Genomic DNA, 23,483 nt, shown 5'->3' with positions numbered 1-23,483 from the left:
CGGTGATCGTGACCTACTGAACCGGGCGGGTGCCTCCACGAGCCGCCCGACGGTGCAGGTACCAGCCGGCGCCGGTGAGCAGCGCGGCCAGGGCGGCCACGGTGCCGATGGCGGCTCCGGTGGCGGCGAGACTGCCGGTGGTGGAGGTGGATGCCCCTTCGGTGCCCGTGCCTCCTGTTGTTCCCGCTCCCGTTGTTCCCGTTCCCGTAGTACCGCCCGTAGTCGAACCGGACGTGCCTGTCCCGCCCGTAGTACCCGTAGTACCCGTACTGCTCGTGGAACCCGTAGTACCCGTACCACCTGAGTCACCGGACGGGTCTCCGCCCGTCGTCCCCCCGTCCGTTCCGCCGTCCGTCCCCTCACCGGGCTCGGTGACCGTGAGGGTGATCGGTGAAGTGCGCGTCGTGCCAACGGAGTTGGTGAACTCCGCACGGTAGCGGTAGCCGTCCTGCGCGGTCTTCGCGGTGAAGGTGTACGCGTTCTGCGTGGCGCCCTCGATCGGGGACCAGGTCTGGCCGTCGTCGGGGCTGGTCTGCCAGCGCACCGTGGGTTGCGGGGTGCCGTCGGCCGCCGCGACCAGGGCGACCTCGCCGTCGGGCGCGACGGACTGGTCGGTGGGTGCCTGGGTGACCTTCGGGGACATCCGGCGGTCGAGTTCGAGGACCTTGCTCTCGGCCTGGTCCGTGACGTAGACGGTGGCTCCGCCGGGGGTGACCGCGACGCCCGCCGTCGTGTTGGCGCGGCTGCCCGGGAGGGCGAGCGTCTCGGCCGCCTTGGCGAAGGTCGCGCTGTCGAAGACCTGGAGGGAACCGATGAAGTCGGCGCCCGCGTCGGCGTTTCCGTAGTCCTCGCGGAGGACGAAGGCCCGGTGGGTGGACGTGTCGAAGGCCAGGGCGGTGGCCCGGTCGACGTCCTCCAGCGTGGCGAGGAGCTTGGCGTCCTTGTCGTAGACCAGGACCGAACTGCCGCTGCCCACCCAGACGTTGCCGGTCTCCGGGTCGGGTTCGACGAAGTAGACGGCGCCTTCCGGGAGTTCGGCCGTCGCGGTGACGGCGAAGGTCGTCGTGTCGATGCGGCGCAGCTCGCCGCCGGAGAGGCCGGTGGACCAGGCGGCCAAGTGCGCGGTGTCGACGCCCAGTTCGGAGCCGCCGTCGAGGGTGAGGGTGCGCCGCACGACACCCGTCGCGGTCTCGATCTCGGAGAGCGTCGGGCCCTGAGCCACCAGCACCGTGCTCGCGGTGGTGCCCGGGCCCGCGCCGGTGACCGCGGCGCCGGTCAGCCAGACGCCCTTCGCCGCCGTGTCGCCGTCCTTCGCCGTACCGATGCCCCGCAGGGGGTAGTGGAAGACCACGCCGTCGCCGGAGAGCGGGGCGATGATCTGCGGGACCACCCGGGCGGCGAGCGCGCCGGTGGAGCCGGGGGCCTGCGGGATGTGGCTGAGGAGTGTGCCGCCGGCCGGGTCGAGGGCGTAGAGGCCCTGTTCACTCACGTCGGCCGTGTCGACGATGTTGTCCGAACCGACGTACAGCTTCCCGGAGTTGGGGTGCAGCACTATGTCCAGGGGGCGGCCCGCCGTGGTGAACTCCGCCGCCCGGACGTAGCTGACGGTACCGGCGGGGACGTCCACGCCTTCGCCGCCGTCGTCGCCGGGGTCCTGGCCCTCGAAGGCGATGGGGACGCGTACGTCCTGCGTCCGGTCGCCCGTGTTGCGGTGGTCGACGCGGGTGACGACCGAGCAGACGACCTGGGCGCAGTCGAGGCTGCTGTCCTTGGCGGTGACCTCGATGTCGACGGCGAACGTGCCGCCCGCGCCCCAGAGTTGGGCGAGACCGCCCGCGTACGGGTCGCCCTCGGGCACGATCCACGCCGACGAACCGCCGGTGCCGCCGGTGTCCGCGCCGCCGAGGCAGGGGCTGGGGATGCGGTTGTCGCCGTTGTCCTTGCAGACGGCGACGTAGATCGCCTTGGCCGTGTCGTAGCCCTCGCCGGTGACGTGGACCGTGTCGCCGGCCGGGTCGAGTCCGGTGGAGGCGGAGACCGTGAGCCGCTGGCCGTCCTTGCTCAGGGCCGTCCTCGGGGTGCCGGCGACGGCCTGGGCGCTCGGGCCGGTCCCGAACGCGCCGAGGGCCAGGGCGGAGGCGGCGGCAAGGGCGGCGGCGCCCAGGAGCGCCGCCGGACGTCTGACTACCGTCACTGGAAGGTGACCGGGACGTGGACGTCGTACTTGCGGTCCTCGCTGTCGAAGTGGTCGGCGCGGGTGACGATCGCGCAGTCCACGTCCTCGCCGCAGACCCGGCCGTCGTCGAGCGTGGCCTTGACGAAGATCGACACGCTGAAGGTGCCGCCGGTGCCGAACTTGGAGCTGTTGGCGAACAGGCCGCCGAAGGTGTCGTTCACCCAGTGCGAGGCGCCCGTCGTGCCGGTCTCGTCCTGGCCGCCGAGACACGGGGTCGGCTTGGCCGCGCCCTGCGCGCCGCCGACCGCGCACAGGCCGACGTAGACGCCCTGGCTCGTGTTGTAGCCGGAACCGGTGACCGTGACGACCTGGCCCGCCGCCGACGCCGCGCCCGGCGCGGTCAGCGAGAGGTTGTAGGTCGTGGTTCCGTCGACCACCGAGCGGGTGGAGGTCTCGGCGGAGGCCGAGGTCGCCAGGCCCAGGGTCAGCGCGGCGGACGCGGCGACGGCGAGAACGGCGGTACGGGTGGACAGGACGGATCTCATGGCGAGGAGTGCCTTCCGGTCGGCGGCCGGATCAGCGGCCGCATCAACTTAGGTAAGGCAAACCTAAATACGATCTTCCGTTGTTTGTCAAGGAAAGGCAAAGGACTTCGGCCAACCCCAATCGGCCGACTTCCCGGGGCAGTTGGGGACGCGGCGACTCGAAGGTGGCTAGAAGACGTACGCCTCGACCTCGGCGAGATACCGTGCCCGGCGCTCCTCGTCGTCCTCCAGGAAGGACGCGACGAAGGAGTTGCGGGCCAGTTCGCGCAGCCGGTCCTCGGTCAGGTGCAGCGCCTCGCGGATCGCGTCGAAGTTGTCGCCGGCGTACCCGCCGAAGTAGGCCGGGTCGTCGGAGTTGACCGTGCAGAGCAGGCCCGCGTCGAGCATGGCGGGGAGCGGGTGCTCGGCCAGGACGTCGACCGCGCGCAGCCGGACGTTCGACAGCGGGCAGAGGGTCAGCGGGATGCGGTCCCGGACCAGGCGGGCGACCAGCTCCGCGTCCTCCATGCAGCGCAGGCCGTGGTCGACGCGCTCGACGCCGAGCACGTCCAGGGCCTCGGTGATGTAGGCGGGCGGGCCCTCCTCACCGGCGTGCGCGACCCGTCGTAGACCCAGCGCGGCGGCGGCCTCGTACACCTCGCGGAACTTCACCGGCGGGTGGCCGACCTCGGCCGAGTCGAGGCCGATGCCGGTGATCCGGTGGAGGTACGGCTTCGCCGCGTCCAGCGTCCGCATGGCCGAGTCGGCGGACTCGTCGCGCAGGAAGCACATGATCAGCCGGGTCGAGATGCCGTGGTTGGTCTCGCTGTCGCCGAGCGCCCGCCGCAGGCCCTCCACCACCGTGCCCATGTCCACGCCCCGCGCGAGGTGCGCCTGCGGGTCGAAGAAGATCTCCGCGTGCCGGACGCCCTGCGCGGCGGCGCGGGCGAGATAGGCGTTGGCCAGGTCCTCGAAGTCCCGCTCGGTGCGCAGGACGGCCATCAGCTCGTAGTAGAGGTTCAGGAAGGACTGGAGATCCTCGAAGAGGTACGCCTTGCGGAGTTCCTCGGTGTCCGCGTACGGCAGCTCGACGCCGTTGCGGGCCGCGAGGGCGAAGGCCAGCTCGGGCTCCAGGGTGCCTTCGATGTGCAGGTGCAGTTCGGCTTTGGGAATGGGCATCGAAGTATCGTACGGGTGTTTTACCGCCGTTTCGGAACCGGCACCCTGAGTAGATCGTGCGCCACGGTCAGCTCCCCCTCGAAGCCCGCGGCCCGCGCCTGCCGCTCGAACTCCTCCGGCTCGGAGTAGCGCTGGCTGAAGTGGGTGAGGACGAGGTGGCGGACTCCGGCGTCCCGGGCCACTCGGGCCGCCTGTCCCGCGGTCAAGTGGCCATGGTCCACGGCCAGTTGCTCGTCCTCGTCCAGGAACGTCGACTCGATCACCAGCAGGTCGCAGCCTTCCGCGAGCGCGTGCACTCCGTCGCAGAGGCGGGTGTCCATGACGAAGGCGAAACGCTGGCCGTGCCGCACCTCGCTGACCTCGTCGAGGGAGACGCCGTCGACCGTGCCCTCGCGCTGGATGCGGCCCACGTCCGGGCCCTTGATGCCGTGCGCGGCGAGGCGGTCGGGGAGCATGCGGCGGCCGTCGGGTTCGGTGAGGCGGTAGCCGTAGGACTCGACGGGGTGGGAGAGCTTGTGGGTCTCCAGGGTGTAGCTCTCCGTGGTGGCGAGCACTCCGTCCGCCGACACCGGGGACTCCGTGATGCCTACCGTCTCGCGGTACGCGGTCGCGTAGCGCAGGCGCTCGAAGAAGCGCCGGCCGGACTTCGGGTAGTGCGCGGTGATCGGGTGCGGGACACGGTCCAGGTTGATGCGCTGGATGACGCCCGCGAGGCCGAGGGAGTGGTCGCCGTGGAAGTGCGTGACGCAGATGCGGTTGAGGTCGTGCGCGGCCACCCCGGCGCGGAGCATCTGGCGCTGGGTGCCCTCGCCGGGGTCGAAGAGGATGCCCTCGCCGTCCCAGCGGAGGAGGTAGCCGTTGTGGTTGCGCTGGCGGGTGGGGACCTGGCTGGCGGTGCCGAGGATCACCAATTCGCGTACGGACATGGTGAGTTGGTTATCCGGGCGGCCACTGCATGCCGCGGCCGCCCATGACGTGGGCGTGGGCGTGGAAGACGGTCTGGCCCACGCCGGTGCCCGTGTTGAAGATGACGCGGTAGCTGTCGAGCTTCTCGTCTGTCGCCACCTCGCCGGCCTCGCGGAGGACGTCGGCGGCGATGGTCGGTTCGACGGTGGCCAGGGAGGCGGCGTCGGGGTAGTGGACGCGGGGGATGACCAGGACGTGGGTGGGGGCCTGGGGGTTGATGTCCCGGAACGCGACGGTGGTGTCTGTTTCGCGGACGATCGTCGCCGGGATGTGGCCCTCGACGATCTTGCAGAACAGGCAGTCGTCCTGTGGTTCCCCTGACATTTGGGATCCCCTCCGGGAGGTGAGCGGCGCTTTACGGTGGGCATCGTATCGTCGTTGAGTGCTGCGCCGTTGTGGCTGGTCGCGCAGTTCCCCGCGCCCCTAGGTGGGCAATCCCGGCGGTGTTTTCGCGGGAGCCGCCTCCAGTGCCTCCAGCGCCAGCCTGATTGCCTCGTCCAGCTGTGCGTCCCGTCCCGCCGCATAATCCTGAGGCCTCTGCACCACCTCTACGTCCGGATCCACGCCGTGGTTCTCCACCCCCCACCCATAACCCTCAAGCCAGAACGCGTACTTGGGCTGGGTGATCAGTGTGCCGTCGACCAAGCGGTACCTGCTGTCGATGCCGATCACGCCGCCCCAGGTGCGGGTGCCGACCACCGGGCCGATGCCCAGTGCCTTGATCGCCGCGTTGACGATGTCGCCGTCGGAGCCGGAGAACTCGTTGGCTACGGCTACGACCGGGCCGCGAGGGGCGTCCTCGGGGTAGCTGTAGGGGCGCATGCCGCGTGGGAGGTCCCAGCCGACGATGCGGCGGGCCAGTTTTTCTACCACCAACTGGGAGGTGTGGCCGCCTCGGTTGTAGCGGACGTCCACCACCAGGCCTTCTCGGGCCACCTCCACGCGGAGGTCTCGGTGGATCTGGGCCCAGCCCGGTGCCTGCATGTCGGGGACGTGGAGGTAGCCGAGGCGACCGCCGGACTTCTCGTGGACGTAGGCGCGGCGGTCGGCGACCCAGGCGTGGTAGTAGAGCGGTTCCTCGTCCGCGAGGGGGACGACGACCGCGTGGCGGGGGTCTCCGCCGCCGGCCGGGGAGATGGTCAGTTCGATGGGCTTGCCCGCCGTGCCGATGAGGAGGGGGGCCGGGCCGGTGACCGGGTCCACGGGCTGTCCGGCCACCGCGAGGATCGCGTCGCCCGCGCGGACGGCGACGCCGGGGGCGGCCAGCGGGGCGCGGGCGGCGGGGTCGGAGGTCTCGGAGGGCAGGATGCGGTCGATGCGCCAACTGCCGTCGTCGTGACGGGAGATGTCGGCGCCGAGCAGGCCCTGGCGGTCGCCGTGGCCGTGGCCGCCGCGCGGGGTGACGTAGGCGTGCGAGGTGCCGAGTTCGCCGTGCACCTCCCAGAGGAGGTCGACGAGGTCGTCGTGGGTGGCGAGGCGGTCGAGGGTCGGGCGGTAGCGGTCGAGGACTCCGGCCCAGTCGACGCCGCTCATGTCGGCGCGCCAGAAGTTGTCGCGCATGATACGGCCGGTCTCGTCGAACATCTGCCGCCACTCGGCGGCCGGGTCGACGGTCTGGCGGATGCGGGACAGGTCGACGTTGATGTTCGAGTCGCTGTCGTCGTCCTCGGAGGAGGAGGCGCGGCGGTCGCTGGGGACGACCCGCAGTTTGTGGTCCGTCCACAGCAGGACGCGTTTGCCGTCGCCGCTGACCTCGAAGTGGTCGGCGTCCCCGGCGAGGTGCTCGATGCGCTGCTGGGCGAGGTCGTAGCGCTCCAACTCCGTTTTGGGGTCGGGGTCTTCGGGGGTCGCGCGGGTGGCGCCGAGGACTCCCTGCACGGGGTGGCGCAGCCAGAGGACACCGTCCTTTGCGGCGCGCAGGTTGGAGTAGCGGCCTGCCTCGACCGGGAAGGCGACGATGCGGTCGGCGAGGCCTTCGAGGTCGACGCGGGTGGTCGGGCGGCCCTCGCTGTCGGGGGTCTCGTCCTTGTCGGGGGCCTCGAAGGGGCGGCCGTGCCGCTGCGGTCCGAAGGGGGACGGGGTGGTGGCGGCGAGGGTGATCAGGTGCGGGCGGTCGCCGACCACGAAGGCGAGGTCGAAGACGTGCTCGTCGTAGACCGGGTCGAAGGAGCGGGTGGAGAGGAAGACCAGGTGCTTGCCGTCGAGGGTGAAGGCGGGGGCGTAGTCCTGGAAGCGGAGCGGGGTCGCCTCGGTGACCGACAGGTCGGTGGTGTTGGCGAGCTTGAGCTGGCGCAGTGGGCGCGGGCCGGGGTGCGACCAGGCGAGCCAGGCGGAGTCCGGGGAGAAGGAGAGGCCCGAGGCGTCGCCGTCCTCGCTGCGGTCGACCTCGCGGACCTCGCCGGTCTCGCGCTCGACGAGGAGGACGCGGCCGTCGTGCGAGCCGACGGCGACCCGGCTGCCGTCGGGGGCCACCGTGAGGGCGAGGACGCGGCCGAGTTGTCCGGCGGCGATGCGGCGCGGGGTGGCGCCGGGGGCGAGGCCGGTGGCGGGGGCGAACTCCAGGGCGTCGTCGCCCTCGGCGTCCGTCACCCACACCACCCACTCCTCGCCGTCGGCGCGGAAGGTGCGGGGCAGCCGGGCCCGTACGCCGGGGGTGGCGGCGAGCGCGCGGGCCGGCCCGGAGCGGTGGGTGACCCAGTGGACGGTGCCGCGGACGGCGACCGCGCTGCCGCGTGCGGTGTGGTCGGGCGAGGCGGAGCCGAACCAGCGGGCGGCGGACACCGGGAACGGCTGCTGGTCGGTGCGCTGTCCGCCGAGCCGGAGGTCGAGGCGGCGGGGTTCGGCGCCGTCCAGGTCGTCCAGGAGCCAGAGTTCACCGGCGGAGGAGTACGTGATCCGGGTGCCGTCGCCGGACGCGTGCCGGGCGTAGAAACCTCCCCCACTCTCGACTTCGCTCGAGCGGGAGGTGCCCCCAAGGGGGGTGTGGCGGCGGAGGTCGGTGCCGTCGGCGAGGGAGGAGTAGAGCGCGCCGGTGCCCTCGTGGTCGGAGAGGAACGCGATCCGCTCCCCGGCCCACAGCGGGTACTCGATGTTGCCGTCCAACTCCTCGTGCAGGCGCGTGAATTCGCCGTCGCCCTCGCGGTCGATCCACAGCTTGCCGGCCGTGCCGCCCCGGTAGCGCTTCCACCAGGCGGCCTCGCGGCCCATGGGCGCGGAGAGGAGGACGGTGGCGTCGGGGCCGACGGCCGCATCGCCGACCGGCCCGTACGGGAGGGTGGTTGCCGGTCCGCCGTCCAGCGGGATCGCGCGGGCCCAGCTGCGGCGGAGGTTCGCCTGGCCGTGGGTGCTGATCGCGAGGACCTGGCCGTCCGCCGTCCAGCCGCGTACCTGGGTGCGTGAACTGCCCCAGTACGTCAGGCGTTTGGCGGGGCCACCGTCGACCGGGGCGATGTGTACCTCGGGGGCGCCGTCCCGGGTGGAGGTCCAGGCGACGGTCGTGCCGTCGGGCGAGATGCGCGGGTGGTTCACCGGCACGTTCTCCGCGCTGACCCGCCAGGCCCGGCCGCCGTCGAGGGACGCCAGCCACACGTCATCCTCGGCGGTGAAGGCGACCAACTCGCCGTGCAGGTGCGGGAAGCGGAGATAGGCCTGCGGACTGGCCTGGGCTGCGGACGCTGAGGGCTGAGTCACCTGATCAGCGTATGCAGCGGCGGCCTGCGCCGACAGTGGTTTGGATCACTTGCCCTCGACGGGCCAGCAGGTCGGGTCGCCCTTGCACCAGATCGTCTTGGTGACCGTGACGGTCGGTCCGGGGCCGTAGGTGAGGGACGGGTTCGGGTTGGACACGGACGACGGTGTCGCCGCGTTGCAGTCGCCGAGCCCGGTCACGTGGAACACCTGCTTGCCGCCGACCTTGGCGACCAGGTCGCCGCGCACACACGCGCCGTCGACGGCCCGGGTGACCTTGCCGGTGACGGTGATGTCCCGGTTGTCGTTCGTCTGTCCCTGGCAGTCGACGCTGACGACCGTGGTCTCGGTCGGCGAGGGCGTCTTCCCGGGCGTGTAGGCCTTGTTGCCGCTGCCGTAGTTGCCCGTGCAGGTCAGCCAGCGCACGCTCACATGGTCCCGCTTGAGCTCCGCGGTCGCCGTCTTGTCGGTGGTGTACGCGACGGTCGCCGCGCTGAGGTCACCGGGCTGGCACGCGACGGCCCCGCCCACGGTCACCACCGCGAGCCCCGCCACGGCGGCCACCCGTCGGCCGCGCGGCCGACGCCAGTTCTGTCTCAACGCCCCCATGGACGGCAGCCTGCCACCGTCACGGCGCACAAGGAAGAGCGCATACGGCCACCCGTGCGCCGGGGGCGCAATCACCGGCGCACGATCGTCAGCCGCGGAGCAGCAGCCACTCCTGAAGCTCCACCACATTGCCCTCGGGGTCCTTGAGATGGGCGACCCGCATCCGGTCCGTCATCGGCGCGGGCCCGTGCAGCAGCTCCGCGCCCCGGGCGGTGATCTGCTCGCAGTACCCGTCCAGACCGTCGACCCGCAGCACCACGAGCGAGCGGTGCCCGGTCGCCGACTCCCCAAGTTCGCCCAGGACTTGGGCCATCATCGCGCGGTCCTGGAGCGCGATCCCGGCCGAGCCGATCGAGGGGGAGAACTTCTCGTACGGTCCCTCGGCCGCCCCCGACTGGGGCTTCAGGCCCAGGACTTCGGCGTAGAAGCGGTAGCAGGCGGCGAAGTCGGTGACGAGCAGCCGTACTTGGGCGAGTTCCACGGCGATCCCTCCTGGTTCAGGACCAGCGTCCGGTACGGCCCAGGAGCAGGGCGGTCGCCGCGGTCCCGGCCGTCGATGTACGCAGCACGCTACGCCCGAGCCGGCAGGCCTTCGCCCCCGCGTCCTCGAAGAGCCTCAACTCCTCGGGGGAGACGCCTCCTTCGGGGCCCACGACCAGCACGATCTCGCCCTCGGTGGGGAGTTCGGCGGTGGCGAGGGGCTCGCTGCCGTACTCTCGGTCCTCGTGCAGGACGGCGGCGAAGTCGGCTTTGGCCAGAAGTGCCGCAACCTGCTTGCTCGTTACCGCGTCCGCGACCTCCGGGAAGCGCAGCCGGCGGGACTGCTTGCCGGCCTCGCGTGCGGTGGCCCGCCACTTCGCGAGGGCCTTGAGGCCCCGCTCGCCCTTCCACTGCGTGATGCAACGGGAGGCCGCCCAGGGGACGATCGCGTCGACACCGGTCTCGGTCATCGTCTCCACGGCCAGCTCGCCGCGGTCGCCCTTGGGGAGGGCCTGGACGACGGTGATGCGGGGGCTGGGCTCCGACTCGGCGGGGAACGCGTGGAGTTCGACGATCAGCCGGTCCTTGCCCTCGGCCCTGACGACTACACCGGCGGCGCCCCGGCCCTGTCCGTCCGTGAGCACGACGTCCTCGCCGGGCTGCAGCCGTCGTACGGAAACGGCGTGTCGTCCCTCGGGTCCGGCCACCTCGGCGACGGAGCCGGGGCCCACGCCCGCCAGGGACTCGACGATGAACACCGGCGCGGTCATCGGAGCTCGCCGCCGGCCGACAACGCTGTCCGGGCGACGGCCAGTTCGGCGGCCAGGACCTCGACCAGTTGGCCGGCCGGCAGCTCGCGGGCCATGCGGTGGCCCTGTCCCGCCCACAGGGCCATGCCCTGCGGGTCGCCGGACGCGGCGGCCTTCTTGCGGAGCGGGGAGGTCAGGTGGTGGATCTCCGGGTACGCGGCGGGGGCGTAGGGGCCGTGCTCGCGCATGAAGCGGTTGACCAGGCCGCGGGCCGGGCGGCCGGAGAAGGCGCGGGTCAACTCGGTTCGCGTGAACAGGGGGTTGGTGAGCGCCTGCTTGTGCAGGGCGTGGGCGCCGGACTCGGGGGTGGTGAGGAACGCCGTGCCGAGTTGGGCCGCGCTCGCGCCCGCGGCGAGGGCGGCGGCGATCTGGCTGCCGCGCATCAGACCGCCGGCGGCGACGATCGGGAGGCTCACGGTCTCGCGGATCTGGGCGACGAGGGAGAGCAGGCCTATGCCGGCGCCGTCGTTCTCCGGGAGGTCGCGGTGGGTGCCCTGGTGGCCGCCGGCCTCGACGCCCTGCGCGATCACCGCGTCGGCACCGGCCCGCTCCACGGCGAGGGCCTCCTCGACGGTGGTGACGGTGACGAGGGTGAAGGTGCCGGCCCGGCGCAGCGAGTCCAGCACCTCGGGGGTCGGGACGCCGAAGTGGAAGGAGGCGAAGGACACCGGGTTGTCGCGCAGGACGGACAGCTTGGCGTCGTAGCCGTCCTCGCGGCCGCTGTCCGGGTCGCCGAGTTCGGTGTCGTACCAGGTGGCCTCGCCGGCCAGTTGGTGGGCGTAGACGTCGACGGCCGCCTTGTCCGCGTACTCGGGGTACTCGGGCTGCGGCATGAAGAGGTTCACGCCGAAGGGGCGGGACGTCAGACTCCGCAGTTGCTTGATCTCCTGGTACATGCCGTCGGCTGTTTTGTACCCGGCGGCGAGGAATCCCAGCCCGCCGGCCTCGGACACGGCGGCCGCGAGACGCGGGACGGAGACACCGCCCGCCATCGGGGCCTGCACGATCGGATGAGGGAAGAGATCGGTCAGTGCGGAGGACATGACGGCATGTTGTCACGTCCTCCGAACAAGTCCGAATCCGGCCTTCCGCCCGGCATAGGACAGGTGCATGCCCGGTACGGGGCACGCTTTCCGCCCGGGCGGAGGGCCGGGTCAGCGACCGTTGAACGCGTCCTTCAGCCGGGAGAACAGGCCCTGCTGCCCAGGCTGGAACGTCCCCATGGGGCGCTCCTCGCCGCGCAGTTTCGCCAGTTCCCGCAGCAGGCGTTCCTGTTCCACGTCGAGCTTGGTCGGGGTGGTGACCTCGACGTGCACGATGAGGTCGCCCCGGCCGCCGCCGCGCAGATGTGTGATGCCTCTGGTGTGCAGCGGGATCGACTGGCCGGACTGGGTGCCCGGGCGGATGTCGACCTCCTCCATGCCGTCCAGCGTCTCCAACGGCACCTTCGTACCCAGGGACGCCGCCGTCATCGGGAGCGTGACCGTGCAGTGCAGGTCGTCGCCGCGGCGCTGGAACATCGCGTGCGGCAGCTCGTGGATCTCGACGTACAGGTCACCGGCGGGGCCGCCGCCGGGGCCGACCTCGCCCTCGCCCGCGAGCTGGATCCGGGTGCCGTTGTCCACACCCGCCGGGATCTTGACCGTGAGCGTGCGCCGCGAGCGGACGCGGCCGTCACCGGCGCACTCCGGGCACGGCGTCGGCACGACCGTGCCGAAGCCCTGGCACTGCGGGCAGGGGCGGGAGGTCATGACCTGGCCCAGGAAGGACCGGGTCACCTGCGAGACCTCACCGCGACCGCGACACATGTCACAGGTCTGCGCGGAGGTGCCGGGGGCGGCGCCCTCGCCGTTGCAGGTGTTGCAGACGACGGCCGTGTCGACCTGGATGTCCTTCGTGGTGCCGAAGGCCGCCTCGTCCAGCTCGATCTCCAGCCGGATCATGGCGTCCTGGCCCCGGCGGGTGCGCGAGCGCGGTCCGCGCTGCGACGCCGTACCGAAGAAGGCGTCCATGATGTCCGAGAAGTTCCCGAAGCCGCCCGCGCCGAAGCCCGCGCCCGCGCCGCCCGCCTGCGAGAGGGGGTCGCCGCCGAGGTCGTAGACCTGCTTCTTCTGCGGGTCCGAGAGCACCTCGTAGGCGGCGTTGATCTCCTTGAACCGCTCCTGGGTCTTCGGGTCCGGATTCACGTCCGGGTGCAGCTCGCGCGCGAGCCGGCGGAAGGCCTTCTTGATCTCATCCTGCGACGCGTCGCGACGCACGCCGAGAACGGCGTAGTAGTCCGTGGCCACTTAGGACTCCGCCAGGATCTGTCCGACGTACCGTGCCACTGCGCGTACCGCTCCCATCGTTCCCGGGTAATCCATGCGGGTCGGTCCGACCACGCCGAGCTTGGCGACTGCCTCGCCGCCCGAACCGTAGCCGACCGAGACCACGGAAGTGGAGTTGAGTCCCTCGTAGGCGTTCTCGTGACCGATCCGTACGGTCATGCCCGAATCCCCCGCCTCACCAAGCAACTTGAGGAGGACGACCTGCTCCTCCAGGGCTTCCAGGATGGGGCGGATGGTGAGGGGAAAGTCATGTCCGAAGCGGGTGAGATTGGCGGTGCCACCGATCATCAGCCGCTCCTCGGTCTCCTCGACGAGGGTCTCCAGGAGGGTGGAGAGCACCGTCGCGACCGTGCCGCGGTCCTCGTTCTCGAAGGCGTCCGGCAGGTCCTGCACGAGCTGCGGCACGTCCGCGAAGCGGCGGGCCGCGATCCGGCTGTTGAGCCGCGCGCGTAGATCCGCGAGCGAGGACTCCCCGAAGGGCGCCGGGCAGTCCACCATGCGCTGCTCGACCCGCCCGGTGTCCGTGATCAGCACGAGCATCACGCGCGCGGGGGCCAGCGACAGCAGCTCCACGTGCCGGACGGTCGAGCGGGTCAGCGAGGGGTACTGCACGACGGCGACCTGCCGGGTGAGCTGCGCGAGCAGCCGGACCGTACGGCCCACGACGTCGTCGAGGTCGACCGCGCCGTCCAGGAAGTTCTGGATCGCCTTGCGCTCGGGGCCGGTCATCGGCTTGACGCCGGCCAGCTTGTCCACGAAGAGGCGATAGCCCTTGTCCGTCGGAATGCGCCCGGCGCTGGTGTGCGGCTGGGCGATGTAGCCCTCGTCCTCCAGGGCCGCCATGTCGTTGCGCACCGTCGCCGGGGAGACGCCGAGGCTGTGCCGCTCGGTGAGCGCCTTGGACCCGACCGGCTCCTCGGTGCCGACGTAGTCCTGGACAATGGCGCGCAGTACCTGAAGCCTGCGTTCGCTGAGCATCGCGCACACCTCCAGTTCTGGTCGCCGTTTTGTTGCCGGGCTGCCCTTTCCTGGCACTCTGTGCGCGTGAGTGCCAGCGTTCCCCGGCCCAGTGTACGGCCGTGGGGTACACCCCGGGCAAGGCCGGTCCTACCGATGTCAATCCCTGGTCCCCTCACCGTTAGCGTCGCCGTATGACGGTGACTTGGGAAGAGGCGGGGTGGGAGCGGCTGGCCGCCGGGGTGGGGCGGTGCCGGCTGCCTGGCTGGGACTGCACGGTGGGGCTGGTCGTCGGGGGCGGCTCCGCGCTCATGATCGACGCCGGATCGAGTGTGGCGGAGGGCGCGCGGTTGCGTACGGCGGCGCAGGCGATCGCCGGGCGCCGTGTGACCCATCTCGCGCTCACCCACGCCCATTTCGACCATGTCTTCGGGGCGGCGGTCTTTGCCGGGGCGACGGTTCTCGTGGCCGGGGGCCTGAGCGAGGTGTTCGAGCACGGCGGTGAGGAGTTGCGGGCCGACGCGGTGCGCAACGGGCTGGATCCGCGGGCGGCGGAGAACGCGGCGGACCTCCTCGTGTGCCCCCGTGAACACGTGTGGGGCACCGCGGTGCTCGACCTGGACGGCGGCCCGGAGGTACAGCTCGTGGCGACGCGCGGGCACACCGCCCACGATCTCGCGCTCGTGGTGCCGGGCGACCCGCCGGTCGTCTTCTGCGGCGACCTGGTCGAGGAGTCCGGCGAACCCCAGGCGGGCCCCGACGCCGTACCGGCGCACTGGCCGGCCGCGCTCGACCGGCTCCTCTCCCTCGGCGGTGAGGACGCGCTGTACGTGCCCGGTCACGGAGCGGTGGTGGACTCGGGGTTCGTGCGGGCCCAACGGGACGCGTTGGCAACCCGTTTCGGCGTGTCGTGAAACCGGGCGGGCCGGTTCTCCTATCGTCATCCGAATGCGCCAGTACTCCGCCGATCTGACCCCGCCGTGGAAGAAGCCGAAGCCCGTCCCCGAGGTCGCCGCGGAGGCGGGCCTGGTGGTCGAGGAGCCCGGCACCGGTTTCTGCGGCGCGGTGATCCGCTGCGAGGCCGGCACGGTCACCCTGGAGGACCGCTTCGGCAAGCACCGGGTGTTCCCCCTGGAGCCGCGCGGCTTCCTCCTGGAGGGCCGCGTGGTGACCCTGGTGAAGCCGGTGTCGAGTCCGCTGCGGCCCACGCGTACGGCGTCCGGTTCGGTCGCCGTCCCCGGCGCACGCGCGCGCGTGGCCCGTGCCGGGCGGATCTACGTCGAGGGGCGGCACGACGCCGAGCTCGTCGAGCGGGTGTGGGGTGACGACCTGCGTATCGAGGGCGTGGTGGTCGAGTACCTGGAGGGCGTCGACGATCTGCCCTCCATCGTCGACGAGTTCGCCCCGGGGCCGGACGCCCGCCTCGGCATCCTGGTGGACCATTTGCTCCCCGGCACCAAGGAGTGGCGCATCGCCCAGGCCGTCACCAGCGAGCACGCGCTCGTCGTCGGCCACCCCTACATCGACATCTGGGAGGCCGTGAAACCGTCCTCCGTGGGCATCGCCGCGTGGCCCCGGGTCCCGCACGGGCAGGACTGGAAGACGGGGGTGTGCCGGGCGCTGGGTTGGCCGGAAAACACCGGTGCGGTGTGGCAGGCGATTCTCGCCAAGGTGACGTCGTACAAGGATCTGGAGCCGGAACTGCTGGGGCGGGTGGAGGAGTTGATCGACTTCGTCACGGGTAGCGGTGAGGCGTGACGTTCTCGTAGGCGGCGAATTCGCTGGTGTCCAGTTCCATGCAGATGGGCTCCAACGGTGTGCGGTAGTCCGCGTCCTCGCCCGTGCCCGTCGGCTCGGTGAGCAGGACGCACTGGGCCATGACCGGATCGATGATCAAGTACCCGGGCACTTCGGCCGCGGCGTAGATCGAGCACTTGACGCTGTAGTCGCGATGGACGCTGCTGGTGGAGACGACCTCGACCAGCAGTGTGGCGGCCCCGGCGGGCATCAGTCTTCGGCGATCGGGGCCGGTACCGCGTTCGATCACCACAAGGTCCGGCTGCGGCTCGTTCGGCTCTTCTGGGATCGCCACTCGCTGCGTCTGAAGCCGTCTCCAGCCCGTCCTGGGAATCTGGTCCTGAACCGTCGCAACGATCGCGTTGTGCACCAGGTCAGGGCCGACCGTCAGCACGATCTCCCCCGTAACCGAATCCGCCTCCTGCCCCGGTTCAGTCCCCCGAGCGATCAGTCCACCAGGTCCCGCACCACCGCGTCCGCCAGCAACCGCCCCCGCAGTGTGAGCACGGCGCTCCCCTCCTCGTACGGCCCCGCCTCCAGCAGCCCCTCCCCCAGCGCCCGGCGCGAAGCCGCGAGCCCCTCCGGCCGGAGCAGGTCCAACGGCGCCCCCTCCCGAAGTCGTAGCTCCAGCAGAATCCGCTCCACCCGGCGGTCCTCCTCCGTGAGGATCTCCCGGCCCGCGCCCGGGGAGCGGCCGGCGGCGAGGGCCCCCGCGTACGCGCCCGGGTGCTTCACGTTCCACCAGCGGACGCCGCCGACGTGCGAGTGCGCTCCGGGGCCCGCGCCCCACCAGTCGGCGCCGCGCCAGTAGAGCTCGTTGTGGAGACAACGGCCGGAATTCGACGTCGCCCAGTTCGAGACCTCGTACCAGTCGAAGCCCGCCGCCGACATCACCTCGTCGGCGATCAGATAGCGGTCGGCGTGCACGTCGTCGTCCGTCATCGGGACCTCGCCGCGGCGGATCCGGCGGGCGAGCTGGGTGCCCTCCTCGACGATCAGGGCGTACGCGCTGATGTGGTCGGGGCCCGCGCCGAGGGCCGAGTCGAGGGAGGCGCGCCAGTCGTCGTCGCTCTCGCCCGGGGTGCCGTAGATCAGGTCGAGGTTGACGTGGTCGAAGCCGGCCGCGCGGGCCTCCGCGACGCAGGCCTCGGGGCGGCCGGGGGTGTGGGTGCGGTCCAGCACTTTCAGTACGTGCTGTTTCGCGCTCTGCATGCCGAAGGAGACGCGGTTGAAGCCGCCGTCGCGGAGGGCCGCGAGGTAGGCGGGGTCCACCGACTCCGGGTTCGCCTCCGTGGTGATCTCCGCGTCCGGGGCGAGGCCGAACTCGTCCCTGATCGCGCCCAGCATCCGTACGAGATCGCCCGCCGCCAGCAGCGTGGGGGTGCCGCCGCCGACGAAGACCGTGCGGACCGGGCGCGGGTCGTCGCCGAGGACCTTGCGGGCCAGGCGGACCTCGTCGATCAGGGTGTCCGCGTAGTTGTCGCGGGAGGCCAGCACTCCGCCCGTGCCGCGCAGCTCGGTCGCCGTGTAGGTGTTGAAGTCGCAGTAGCCGCAGCGGGTCGCGCAGTACGGGACGTGCAGATAGAACCCGAGGGGGCGGTCTGCGGATCCGGCGAGCGCCTGCGCGGGCAGGGCACCGTCGTCGGGGACGGGATCGCCGTCGGGGAGTGCGGAAGGCATGTCCTCCATTGTCCCGCACGCGGGCGGACTACTCCGCCTGGAGCACCAGCAGCGCCATGTCGTCCTCCGGCGGACGGCCGCCGAACTCGTGCACCAGCCGTTTGATCCGCTCCGCGATCAGCTCGGCGTTCAGCCCCGCGCACCCGGCGAGCGCGGTCGCGAGCCCGTCGCCGTCGTCGAACTGGACGGAGCCGGAGCGCCGCTCGGTCACGCCGTCCGTGACGCACAACAGGCTGTCGCCGGGCCGGAGTTCGAAGGTCTCGCTGGTGTAGGTGGCGTCCTCGACGACGCCGAGGAGGGTCTGCGGGCGGGCTGCCGTAGCGACGCTGCCGTCCGGGCCGAGGAGCAGTGGCAGCGGGTGTCCGGCGGAGGCGAGGGTGCAGCGGACGCCACCGTCGAAGGGGACGAGCTCGCCGTAGAGGAGGGAGAGGAAGCGGGGGCCGTCGCCGACCGGGCCCGGCATGCCGCGAGCGGCCACCAGGGCGTGGGCCGCCGCTTCGGCGGCCTCGGTGGCGTCGTCGAGGAGGAGCTGGTTGAGGCGGTCGAGGACGTCGGCGACGCGATAGCCCTCGCGGGCGAGGAGGCGCAGCCAGGGGCGGGCGAGGCCGATGAACACGGCGGCCTCGGGGCCCTTGCCCTGGACGTCGCCGAGGGCGAAGCACCAGCGGCCGTCGCCGGCCGGGAACAGGTCGTAGAAGTCGCCGCTGGGGCCGCCCTTGTCGCACGGTTCGTAGACGAGGGCGCTGTGCACGCCGGGGATCTCGGCGACCGCGCCGGGCAGCAGGCCGCGCTGGAGGACGCGGCTGATGGTGGCCTGGCGGGCGTACTGGCGGGCCGCGCCGATCGCGAGCGCGACCCGGCGGCTGAGGTCCTCGACCAGGCCGGTGACCTCGTCGGGGAAGCACGGCAGCCCTGACCGTCCGATGACCAGCGTGCCCAGCGGCCGGCCGCCCGCGATCAGCCGGTACGCCAGGGCCGCGCCGTAGGTGCCGTGCGGGCCGAGGGCGTCGGCGGGCCAGGGGTAGGACACGGGCCGCAGCGAGTCCGGCGGGCGGGGCGGGTCCTTCTCCAGGGCCTCGCGCAGCTCCTCGATGCGGTTCTCGCTGCCGTGCCAGACGCGGGCGAGACGCGGCCCGGCGCCGGCCCCGGCGTCCTCGCTCCAGCCTCCCCCACTCTCGGCTCCGCTCGACCGGGGGGACCCCCATCGGCCCAGCGCCTCGTCCTCCAGCCATACGGCGCACCAGTCGGCGAGCCTCGGCACGATCAGCTGTCCGGCGAGCGCGGCGACGAGGTCCTCGTCGAGCTGTCCGGCGAGAAGGTCGGAGGCCTCGGCGAGGAAGGAGAGGGCGCCGCGGCCCAGCCAGTCCCGGTCGCGTTCGGCGCGCTGGGGTTCGGGGGCGAGGATCTCGGCGACGCGCAGGCCGCGTTCCACGGCGTACGGCCCCAACTCCTCGACGGCCAGGGTGCCTTGGGCGGACAGCCGGGCCCAGACGGTCTTGGTGCCGGTGCGGTAGGTGACGCCCCAGGCCTCGGCGAGGGTGGAGACGAGCCGTAGGCCGCGCCCGAACTCCGGTGTCTCGTAAGCCGGTTCGGTGTTGTTGTCGCGCGGGGCGCGGGAGGGGTGGTGGTCGGCGACCTCGACGACGATCGAGTCCGTCTCCTCCAGCCGGCACACCAGCTCCACGTCCGTGCCCGCGTGCACGACGGCGTTGGTGACGAGTTCGCTGACGACGACCATCGTGTCGTCGGCGAGCCGGTCGGTGAGGAACTCGGTTCCGGGCAGGCCGAGTTCGGCCCACTCGTGGAGCGCGGCCCGCACCAGACCGCGGGCGGAACCGGGCGCCAGGGAGCTTCCGGACAGCGTGGCGCGCACCGTCGTACGTCGGTCCGCGCCGTGGTGCGCGGGCGCGCCGGGAGCACGCGAAGTGGTCTCCCGTTGCGTCGGTATGGCCCCCATGGACAGCTCCCCGAGCAGATCGGACGAATACACCTCGGTCGATGCGGACAGAGTGACAGACTGACCGCGGCCATAAGCGCCGAGTCACCGAAGTGGGCCACCATGAGTGAGAACAGTGCTACGCGTGTGCTCGAAGACGGACACGAATCCGTCGTGGACGACTGGATTCGACCATCGGATCTCCGTCCCCTGCTCGCCGTGATGACCGCGGCACGGGACGGCGACTTCACGAAGGCACCGGAGACAGGTCACGGCATAGTGGCCGAACTGACCGCCGTCTTCAACCAGATCATGGACCGCAGCACCCACTTCAACGCGGAGACCCAGCGCGTCAAACGGGAACTGGTGCGCCACGGCCGCCTCGACGAACGCCTCTCGGCCAGCCCCGGCCAGGGCGGCTGGACCTCCCGCGTCAACGATGTCAACCAACTCCTCGACGCCCTGGTGGCCCCGGCCGCCAACGCGACCCGGGTCCTGGACGCGGTCGCGGGCGGCGATCTGACCCAGCGGGTCGATCTGCACGACGGCAGCAGGCAGTTGCGCGGTGATCTACGGCATCTGGGCCGGGCCGTGAACAGGATGGTGGACCAGCTCTCCCTGTTCACCGGCGAGGTGACCCGGGTGGCCCGCGAGGTCGGCACCGAGGGCAGGCTCGGCGGCCGGGCCAAGGTGACGCGGCTGTCGGGCAGTTGGCGGGACGTGACCGAGGCGGTCAACACCATGGCGTCCCGGCTGACCGCGCAGGTGCGGGACATCGCCCTGGTGACGACGGCGGTGGCGCGCGGTGACCTGACCCGTACGGTCACCGTCGAGGCGACCGGTGAGCTGCTCGAACTGAAGCTCACCGTGAACACGATGGTCGACCAGCTCTCCGCGTTCGCCGACGAGGTGACCCGCGTCGCCCGCGAGGTGGGCACCGAGGGCCAGTTGGGCGGGCGGGCGCAGGTGCGGGGCGTCAGCGGGGTCTGGAAGGACCTGACCGACAACGTCAACTTCATGGCGTCGAACCTGACTTCGCAGGTCCGCAACATCGCCCAGGTGACGACCGCCGTCGCCAACGGCGACCTCTCGCAGAAGATCACCGTGGACGCGCAGGGCGAGATCCTCGAACTGAAGTCGACCATCAACACGATGGTCGACCAACTCTCCGCGTTCGCCGACGAGGTGACCCGCGTCGCCCGCGAGGTCGGCACCGAGGGGAACCTCGGCGGGCGCGCCCAGGTGCGGGGCGTGTCCGGGGTCTGGAAGGACCTCACCGACAACGTCAACTTCATGGCGGACAACCTGACTTCACAGGTACGGAACATCGCGCTGGTGTCCACCGCCGTCGCGCAGGGCGACCTCGGCAAGAAGATCACGGTGGAGGCCAAGGGCGAGATCCTGGAGCTGAAGTCCACGATCAACACGATGGTGGACCAGCTCTCCGCCTTCGCGGACGAGGTGACGCGCGTGGCGCGGGAGGTCGGCACGGAGGGCAACCTCGGCGGGCAGGCGCAGGTGCGGGGCGTCAGCGGGGTCTGGAAGGACCTGACGGACAACGTCAACTTCATGGCCCTGAACCTGACTTCGCAGGTCCGCAACATCGCCCAGGTGACGACGGCCGTCGCCAACGGCGACCTCTCGAAGAAGATCACCGTCGACGCGCGCGGCGAGATCCTCGAACTGAAGGACACCGTCAACACGATGGTGGAACAACTGCGCGCCTTCGCCGACGAGGTGACCCGGGTGGCCCGCGAGGTCGGCACCGACGGCCGACTGGGCGGCCGGGCCCAGGTGTTGGGCGTCTCCGGGGTCTGGGCGGACCTGACCGACAACGTCAACTACATGGCCGACAACCTGACTTCACAGGTACGGAACATCGCCCAGGTCGCGACCGCGGTGGCACAGGGCGACCTGTCGAAGAAGATCGACGTGGACGCGCGCGGCGAGATCCTGGAGCTGAAGACCACCATCAACACGATGGTCGACACCCTCTCCTCCTTCTCCTCCGAGGTCACCCGGGTGGCGCGCGAGGTCGGCTCCGAGGGCCAACTCGGCGGCCAGGCACGGGTGGAGGGCGTCTACGGCACCTGGAAGCGTCTGACGACCAACGTGAACGAACTCGCGCTGAACCTCACCACGCAGGTCCGCGCGATCGCCGAGGTGGCCTCGGCGGTGGCGCAGGGCGACATGTCCCGCTCGATCACGGTGGAGACCCAGGGCGAGGTCACCGAGCTGAAGAACAACATCAACCTGATGGTGGCCAACCTCCGCGAGACGACCCGCGCGAAGGACTGGCTGGAGTCCAACCTGGCCCGGCTCGCCGCGCTGATGCAGGGGCACCGGGACCTGATGGAGGTCGCCGACCTGATCCTGCGCGAGCTGACGCCGCTGGTGAACGCGCAGTACGGGGCGTTCTTCCTGGCCGACCCGGACGAGGACAGCCTGCGAACGGCCATCCCCGCCAAGGGACTTGCCTTCATCGCCGGGTACGGGTCGGCGCAGGGGGCGACCGTGGACACGGGCGGGATGCCGGTGCACGGTCTGGTGCGGCAGGCGGCGCGGGAGAAGAAGCGGATCCTGGTGGAGGAGGCCCCGCCGGACTACATCAAGATCAACAGCGGGCTCGGGGAAGCCGCACCGGCGAGCGTGGTCATCATCCCGATCATCTTCGAGGACAAGCTCCTCGGCGTCATCGAACTGGCCTCCTTCTCCCGCTTCTCCGACGTCCACCTCGCGTTCTTCGACCAGTTCGTGAACACCATCGGCGTCGCGATCAACACCATCATCGCCAACTCCCGCACCGAGTCCCTGCTGGGCGAGTCCCAGCGGCTCGCGATCCAGTTGCAGGAACGTTCGGACGAACTCCAGAAGCAGCAGGCCGAGTTGCAGCGCTCGAACGCCGAACTGGAGGAGAAGGCGGCGCTGTTGGCGACCAGCTCCCAGTACAAGTCGGAGTTCCTGGCGAACATGAGCCACGAGCTGCGCACCCCGCTGAACTCGCTGCTGATCCTGGCGCGGCTGCTCTCCGACAACCCGGACGGTCATCTCACCGACCAGGAAGTGCAGTTCGCGACCACGATCCACCGCTCCGGCTCGGATCTGCTCCAGCTCATCAACGACATCCTCGACCTTTCGAAGATCGAGGCCGGCCGGATGGACGTACGCCCGAAGCGGCTTCCGCTCATCAAGCTCCTCGACTACGTCCACGCCACGTTCCGCCCGCTCACCCTGGACCGGGGGCTCTCCTTCGAGGTGTCGGTGGGCGAGGACGTGCCGCGCGAGATGTGGTCGGACGAGCAGCGGCTCCAGCAGATCCTGCGCAACCTGCTGTCCAACGCGATCAAGTTCACCGCGAAGGGCCGGGTCGAACTCCGCGTCAACCGGGTCAAGGACCCCGAGCACCTCTACTCCACGGACAGCGACGAGGTCATCGTGTTCGCCGTCTCCGACACCGGTATCGGGATCGCCACCGAGAAACTCCCGGTGATCTTCGAGGCGTTCCAGCAGGCCGACGGCACGACCAACCGCAAGTACGGGGGTACGGGGCTGGGGTTGTCGATCAGCCGCGAGATCGCCGGGCTGCTCGGCGGCCGTATCGTCGCGGAGAGCGAGCCCGGGAGCGGTTCGACGTTCACGTTGTACGTCCCTGTGGCCAGCCCGGGGCACGCGGCGACCGGACGGGGCGCGGAGGCGGGGCAGGCCGGGCAGGTGGGGCGGACCTTGCTGGCCTCGGAGCCTTCGGGGACCTCGGGGCTTTCGCAGGCCGCCGAGGACCGGGAACCGCCCTCGCTGTCCGAGGAGTTGTCCTCCGAGCCGTTCACCGGGTACGAGGTGGACGACTCCTGGCCGACGCCCACCAAACTGGAGGCGTGGAAGGCCGGGCGGGCGGGCCAAGTGCTGCCGGGGCGGCGGGTGTTGATCGTGGACGACGACATCCGCAACGTCTTCGCGCTCACCCATGTGCTGGGCCGGGTCGGGATGCCGGTGCTCTACGCGGAGAACGGCCGCGAGGGCATCGAGACCCTGGAGCGCAATCCCGACGTCGAACTCGTGCTGATGGACATCATGATGCCGGAGATGGACGGCTACGAGACCATCGCCGCCATCCGCCGCGCCCCGCGCTGGACCGGGCTGCCCATCGTCGCGCTCACCGCCAAGGCGATGCCGGGCGACCGGGAGAAGTCCATCGCGCGGGGCGCCAACGACTACGTACCGAAGCCGGTGGATGTCGACCAGTTGCTGACCGTGGTCTGCGGTCTGCTGGATCCCGAGGGTGCGGACATCGCGGGGGCGGATGCGGGTACGCCAGGAGAGACGGCTGCACCGCCGACGACTGAGTGAGGCACAGTCATC

At 71.2% G+C, this 23,483-nt stretch carries 18 protein-coding genes; 3 read left to right on the top strand and 15 right to left on the bottom strand.

Annotated elements, in window-relative coordinates; genetic code table 11:
• Nucleotides 1-13: 13 nt before the first annotated feature.
• The 12 genes from ACIRRY_RS07525 to hrcA all read right to left on the bottom strand — a co-directional run bounded on the left by ACIRRY_RS07525 (nucleotide 14) and on the right by hrcA (nucleotide 13,735).
• The gene (locus ACIRRY_RS07525) at nucleotides 14-2,194 is read right to left on the bottom strand and encodes a hypothetical protein (RefSeq protein WP_403968953.1); all 2,181 of its coding nucleotides are present in this window, start codon (nucleotides 2,192-2,194) and stop codon (nucleotides 14-16) included.
• Nucleotides 2,191-2,721 carry a hypothetical protein gene (locus ACIRRY_RS07520; RefSeq protein ID WP_403968951.1) on the bottom strand — a complete coding sequence of 177 codons (531 nt, stop codon included), beginning with the start codon at nucleotides 2,719-2,721 and terminating at the stop codon, nucleotides 2,191-2,193. Before ACIRRY_RS07520 ends, ACIRRY_RS07525 begins: the two co-directional genes overlap by 4 nt.
• Nucleotides 2,722-2,889: 168 nt before the next feature.
• Nucleotides 2,890-3,879 (bottom strand): adenosine deaminase, encoded by a 990-nt coding sequence (locus tag ACIRRY_RS07515; protein ID WP_403968949.1) that lies wholly within the window; start codon nucleotides 3,877-3,879, stop codon nucleotides 2,890-2,892.
• Between the two features lie 20 nt (nucleotides 3,880-3,899).
• Nucleotides 3,900-4,805, bottom strand: coding sequence for a ribonuclease Z (locus ACIRRY_RS07510; protein WP_403968947.1), 906 nt, complete (start codon nucleotides 4,803-4,805; stop codon nucleotides 3,900-3,902).
• A gap of 10 nt (nucleotides 4,806-4,815) precedes the next feature.
• The gene (locus ACIRRY_RS07505; RefSeq protein ID WP_403968945.1) at nucleotides 4,816-5,169 is read right to left on the bottom strand and encodes a histidine triad nucleotide-binding protein; all 354 of its coding nucleotides are present in this window, start codon (nucleotides 5,167-5,169) and stop codon (nucleotides 4,816-4,818) included.
• Between the two features lie 99 nt (nucleotides 5,170-5,268).
• Entirely contained in the window at nucleotides 5,269-8,535 is a 3,267-nt protein-coding gene (locus ACIRRY_RS07500; RefSeq protein ID WP_403968943.1) for a S41 family peptidase, read from the bottom strand.
• A gap of 45 nt (nucleotides 8,536-8,580) precedes the next feature.
• On the bottom strand, nucleotides 8,581-9,141 hold the full coding sequence (locus ACIRRY_RS07495; RefSeq protein ID WP_403968941.1) for a hypothetical protein: 561 nt from the start codon (nucleotides 9,139-9,141) through the stop codon (nucleotides 8,581-8,583).
• Between the two features lie 88 nt (nucleotides 9,142-9,229).
• Entirely contained in the window at nucleotides 9,230-9,622 is a 393-nt protein-coding gene (locus ACIRRY_RS07490) for a VOC family protein (RefSeq protein WP_403968939.1), read from the bottom strand.
• Nucleotides 9,623-9,638: 16 nt separating this feature from the next.
• The gene (locus tag ACIRRY_RS07485; RefSeq protein WP_403968937.1) at nucleotides 9,639-10,391 is read right to left on the bottom strand and encodes a 16S rRNA (uracil(1498)-N(3))-methyltransferase; all 753 of its coding nucleotides are present in this window, start codon (nucleotides 10,389-10,391) and stop codon (nucleotides 9,639-9,641) included.
• Nucleotides 10,388-11,473, bottom strand: coding sequence for a nitronate monooxygenase (locus ACIRRY_RS07480; RefSeq protein ID WP_403968935.1), 1,086 nt, complete (start codon nucleotides 11,471-11,473; stop codon nucleotides 10,388-10,390). The genes ACIRRY_RS07485 and ACIRRY_RS07480 overlap by 4 nt, the downstream gene beginning before the upstream one ends.
• A gap of 111 nt (nucleotides 11,474-11,584) precedes the next feature.
• On the bottom strand, nucleotides 11,585-12,718 hold the full coding sequence (dnaJ, locus tag ACIRRY_RS07475; RefSeq protein WP_328683406.1) for a molecular chaperone DnaJ: 1,134 nt from the start codon (nucleotides 12,716-12,718) through the stop codon (nucleotides 11,585-11,587).
• Nucleotides 12,719-13,735: a heat-inducible transcriptional repressor HrcA gene (hrcA, locus tag ACIRRY_RS07470; RefSeq protein WP_043676478.1), complete on the bottom strand. Its 1,017-nt coding sequence runs from the start codon at nucleotides 13,733-13,735 to the stop codon at nucleotides 12,719-12,721.
• 173 nt (nucleotides 13,736-13,908) lie between these two features.
• Here hrcA and ACIRRY_RS07465 point away from each other — a divergent pair, with 173 nt between their 5' ends.
• Nucleotides 13,909-14,628 (top strand): MBL fold metallo-hydrolase, encoded by a 720-nt coding sequence (locus tag ACIRRY_RS07465; protein WP_403968933.1) that lies wholly within the window; start codon nucleotides 13,909-13,911, stop codon nucleotides 14,626-14,628.
• A 34-nt stretch (nucleotides 14,629-14,662) separates the two neighbouring features.
• Nucleotides 14,663-15,472 carry a DUF3097 domain-containing protein gene (locus ACIRRY_RS07460; protein ID WP_403968932.1) on the top strand — a complete coding sequence of 270 codons (810 nt, stop codon included), beginning with the start codon at nucleotides 14,663-14,665 and terminating at the stop codon, nucleotides 15,470-15,472.
• Here ACIRRY_RS07460 and ACIRRY_RS07455 read toward each other — a convergent pair.
• The 3 genes from ACIRRY_RS07455 to ACIRRY_RS07445 are packed head-to-tail and all read right to left on the bottom strand — an operon-like array spanning nucleotide 15,450 to nucleotide 19,148.
• Nucleotides 15,450-15,959 carry a Uma2 family endonuclease gene (locus ACIRRY_RS07455; RefSeq protein ID WP_403970829.1) on the bottom strand — a complete coding sequence of 170 codons (510 nt, stop codon included), beginning with the start codon at nucleotides 15,957-15,959 and terminating at the stop codon, nucleotides 15,450-15,452. The genes ACIRRY_RS07460 and ACIRRY_RS07455 overlap by 23 nt on opposite strands.
• The gene (gene hemW / locus ACIRRY_RS07450; RefSeq protein WP_403968930.1) at nucleotides 15,959-17,191 is read right to left on the bottom strand and encodes a radical SAM family heme chaperone HemW; all 1,233 of its coding nucleotides are present in this window, start codon (nucleotides 17,189-17,191) and stop codon (nucleotides 15,959-15,961) included. The genes ACIRRY_RS07455 and hemW overlap by 1 nt, the downstream gene beginning before the upstream one ends.
• Before the next feature lie 28 nt (nucleotides 17,192-17,219).
• On the bottom strand, nucleotides 17,220-19,148 hold the full coding sequence (locus ACIRRY_RS07445; RefSeq protein WP_403968928.1) for a SpoIIE family protein phosphatase: 1,929 nt from the start codon (nucleotides 19,146-19,148) through the stop codon (nucleotides 17,220-17,222).
• A gap of 201 nt (nucleotides 19,149-19,349) precedes the next feature.
• On the opposite strand from ACIRRY_RS07445, the gene ACIRRY_RS07440 reads away from it, so the two are divergent.
• The gene (locus tag ACIRRY_RS07440; RefSeq protein WP_403968927.1) at nucleotides 19,350-23,471 is read left to right on the top strand and encodes a HAMP domain-containing protein; all 4,122 of its coding nucleotides are present in this window, start codon (nucleotides 19,350-19,352) and stop codon (nucleotides 23,469-23,471) included.
• The last annotated feature ends 12 nt before the right edge of the window (nucleotides 23,472-23,483 follow it).

Source organism: Streptomyces sp. NPDC101776, assembly GCF_044766845.1.
Classification (GTDB): Bacteria; Actinomycetota; Actinomycetes; order Streptomycetales; family Streptomycetaceae; genus Streptomyces.
This window is presented reverse-complemented; position numbering and strand designations above follow the sequence as displayed.

Bases quoted from the DNA above. Each gene is read 5' to 3' on its own strand.
- ACIRRY_RS07520 (WP_403968951.1), bottom strand. From the start codon at position 2,721: ATGAGATCCGTCCTGTCCACCCGTACCGCCGTTCTCGCCGTCGCCGCG.
- ACIRRY_RS07515 (WP_403968949.1), bottom strand. From the start codon at position 3,879: ATGCCCATTCCCAAAGCCGAACTGCACCTGCACATCGAAGGCACCCTG.
- ACIRRY_RS07510 (WP_403968947.1), bottom strand. From the start codon at position 4,805: ATGTCCGTACGCGAATTGGTGATCCTCGGCACCGCCAGCCAGGTCCCC.
- ACIRRY_RS07505 (WP_403968945.1), bottom strand. From the start codon at position 5,169: ATGTCAGGGGAACCACAGGACGACTGCCTGTTCTGCAAGATCGTCGAG.
- ACIRRY_RS07495 (WP_403968941.1), bottom strand. From the start codon at position 9,141: ATGGGGGCGTTGAGACAGAACTGGCGTCGGCCGCGCGGCCGACGGGTG.
- ACIRRY_RS07485 (WP_403968937.1), bottom strand. From the start codon at position 10,391: ATGACCGCGCCGGTGTTCATCGTCGAGTCCCTGGCGGGCGTGGGCCCC.
- ACIRRY_RS07480 (WP_403968935.1), bottom strand. From the start codon at position 11,473: ATGTCCTCCGCACTGACCGATCTCTTCCCTCATCCGATCGTGCAGGCC.
- hrcA (WP_043676478.1), bottom strand. From the start codon at position 13,735: ATGCTCAGCGAACGCAGGCTTCAGGTACTGCGCGCCATTGTCCAGGAC.
- ACIRRY_RS07465 (WP_403968933.1), top strand. From the start codon at position 13,909: ATGACGGTGACTTGGGAAGAGGCGGGGTGGGAGCGGCTGGCCGCCGGG.
- ACIRRY_RS07460 (WP_403968932.1), top strand. From the start codon at position 14,663: ATGCGCCAGTACTCCGCCGATCTGACCCCGCCGTGGAAGAAGCCGAAG.
- hemW (WP_403968930.1), bottom strand. From the start codon at position 17,191: ATGCCTTCCGCACTCCCCGACGGCGATCCCGTCCCCGACGACGGTGCC.
- ACIRRY_RS07445 (WP_403968928.1), bottom strand. From the start codon at position 19,148: ATGGGGGCCATACCGACGCAACGGGAGACCACTTCGCGTGCTCCCGGC.
- ACIRRY_RS07440 (WP_403968927.1), top strand. From the start codon at position 19,350: ATGACCGCGGCACGGGACGGCGACTTCACGAAGGCACCGGAGACAGGT.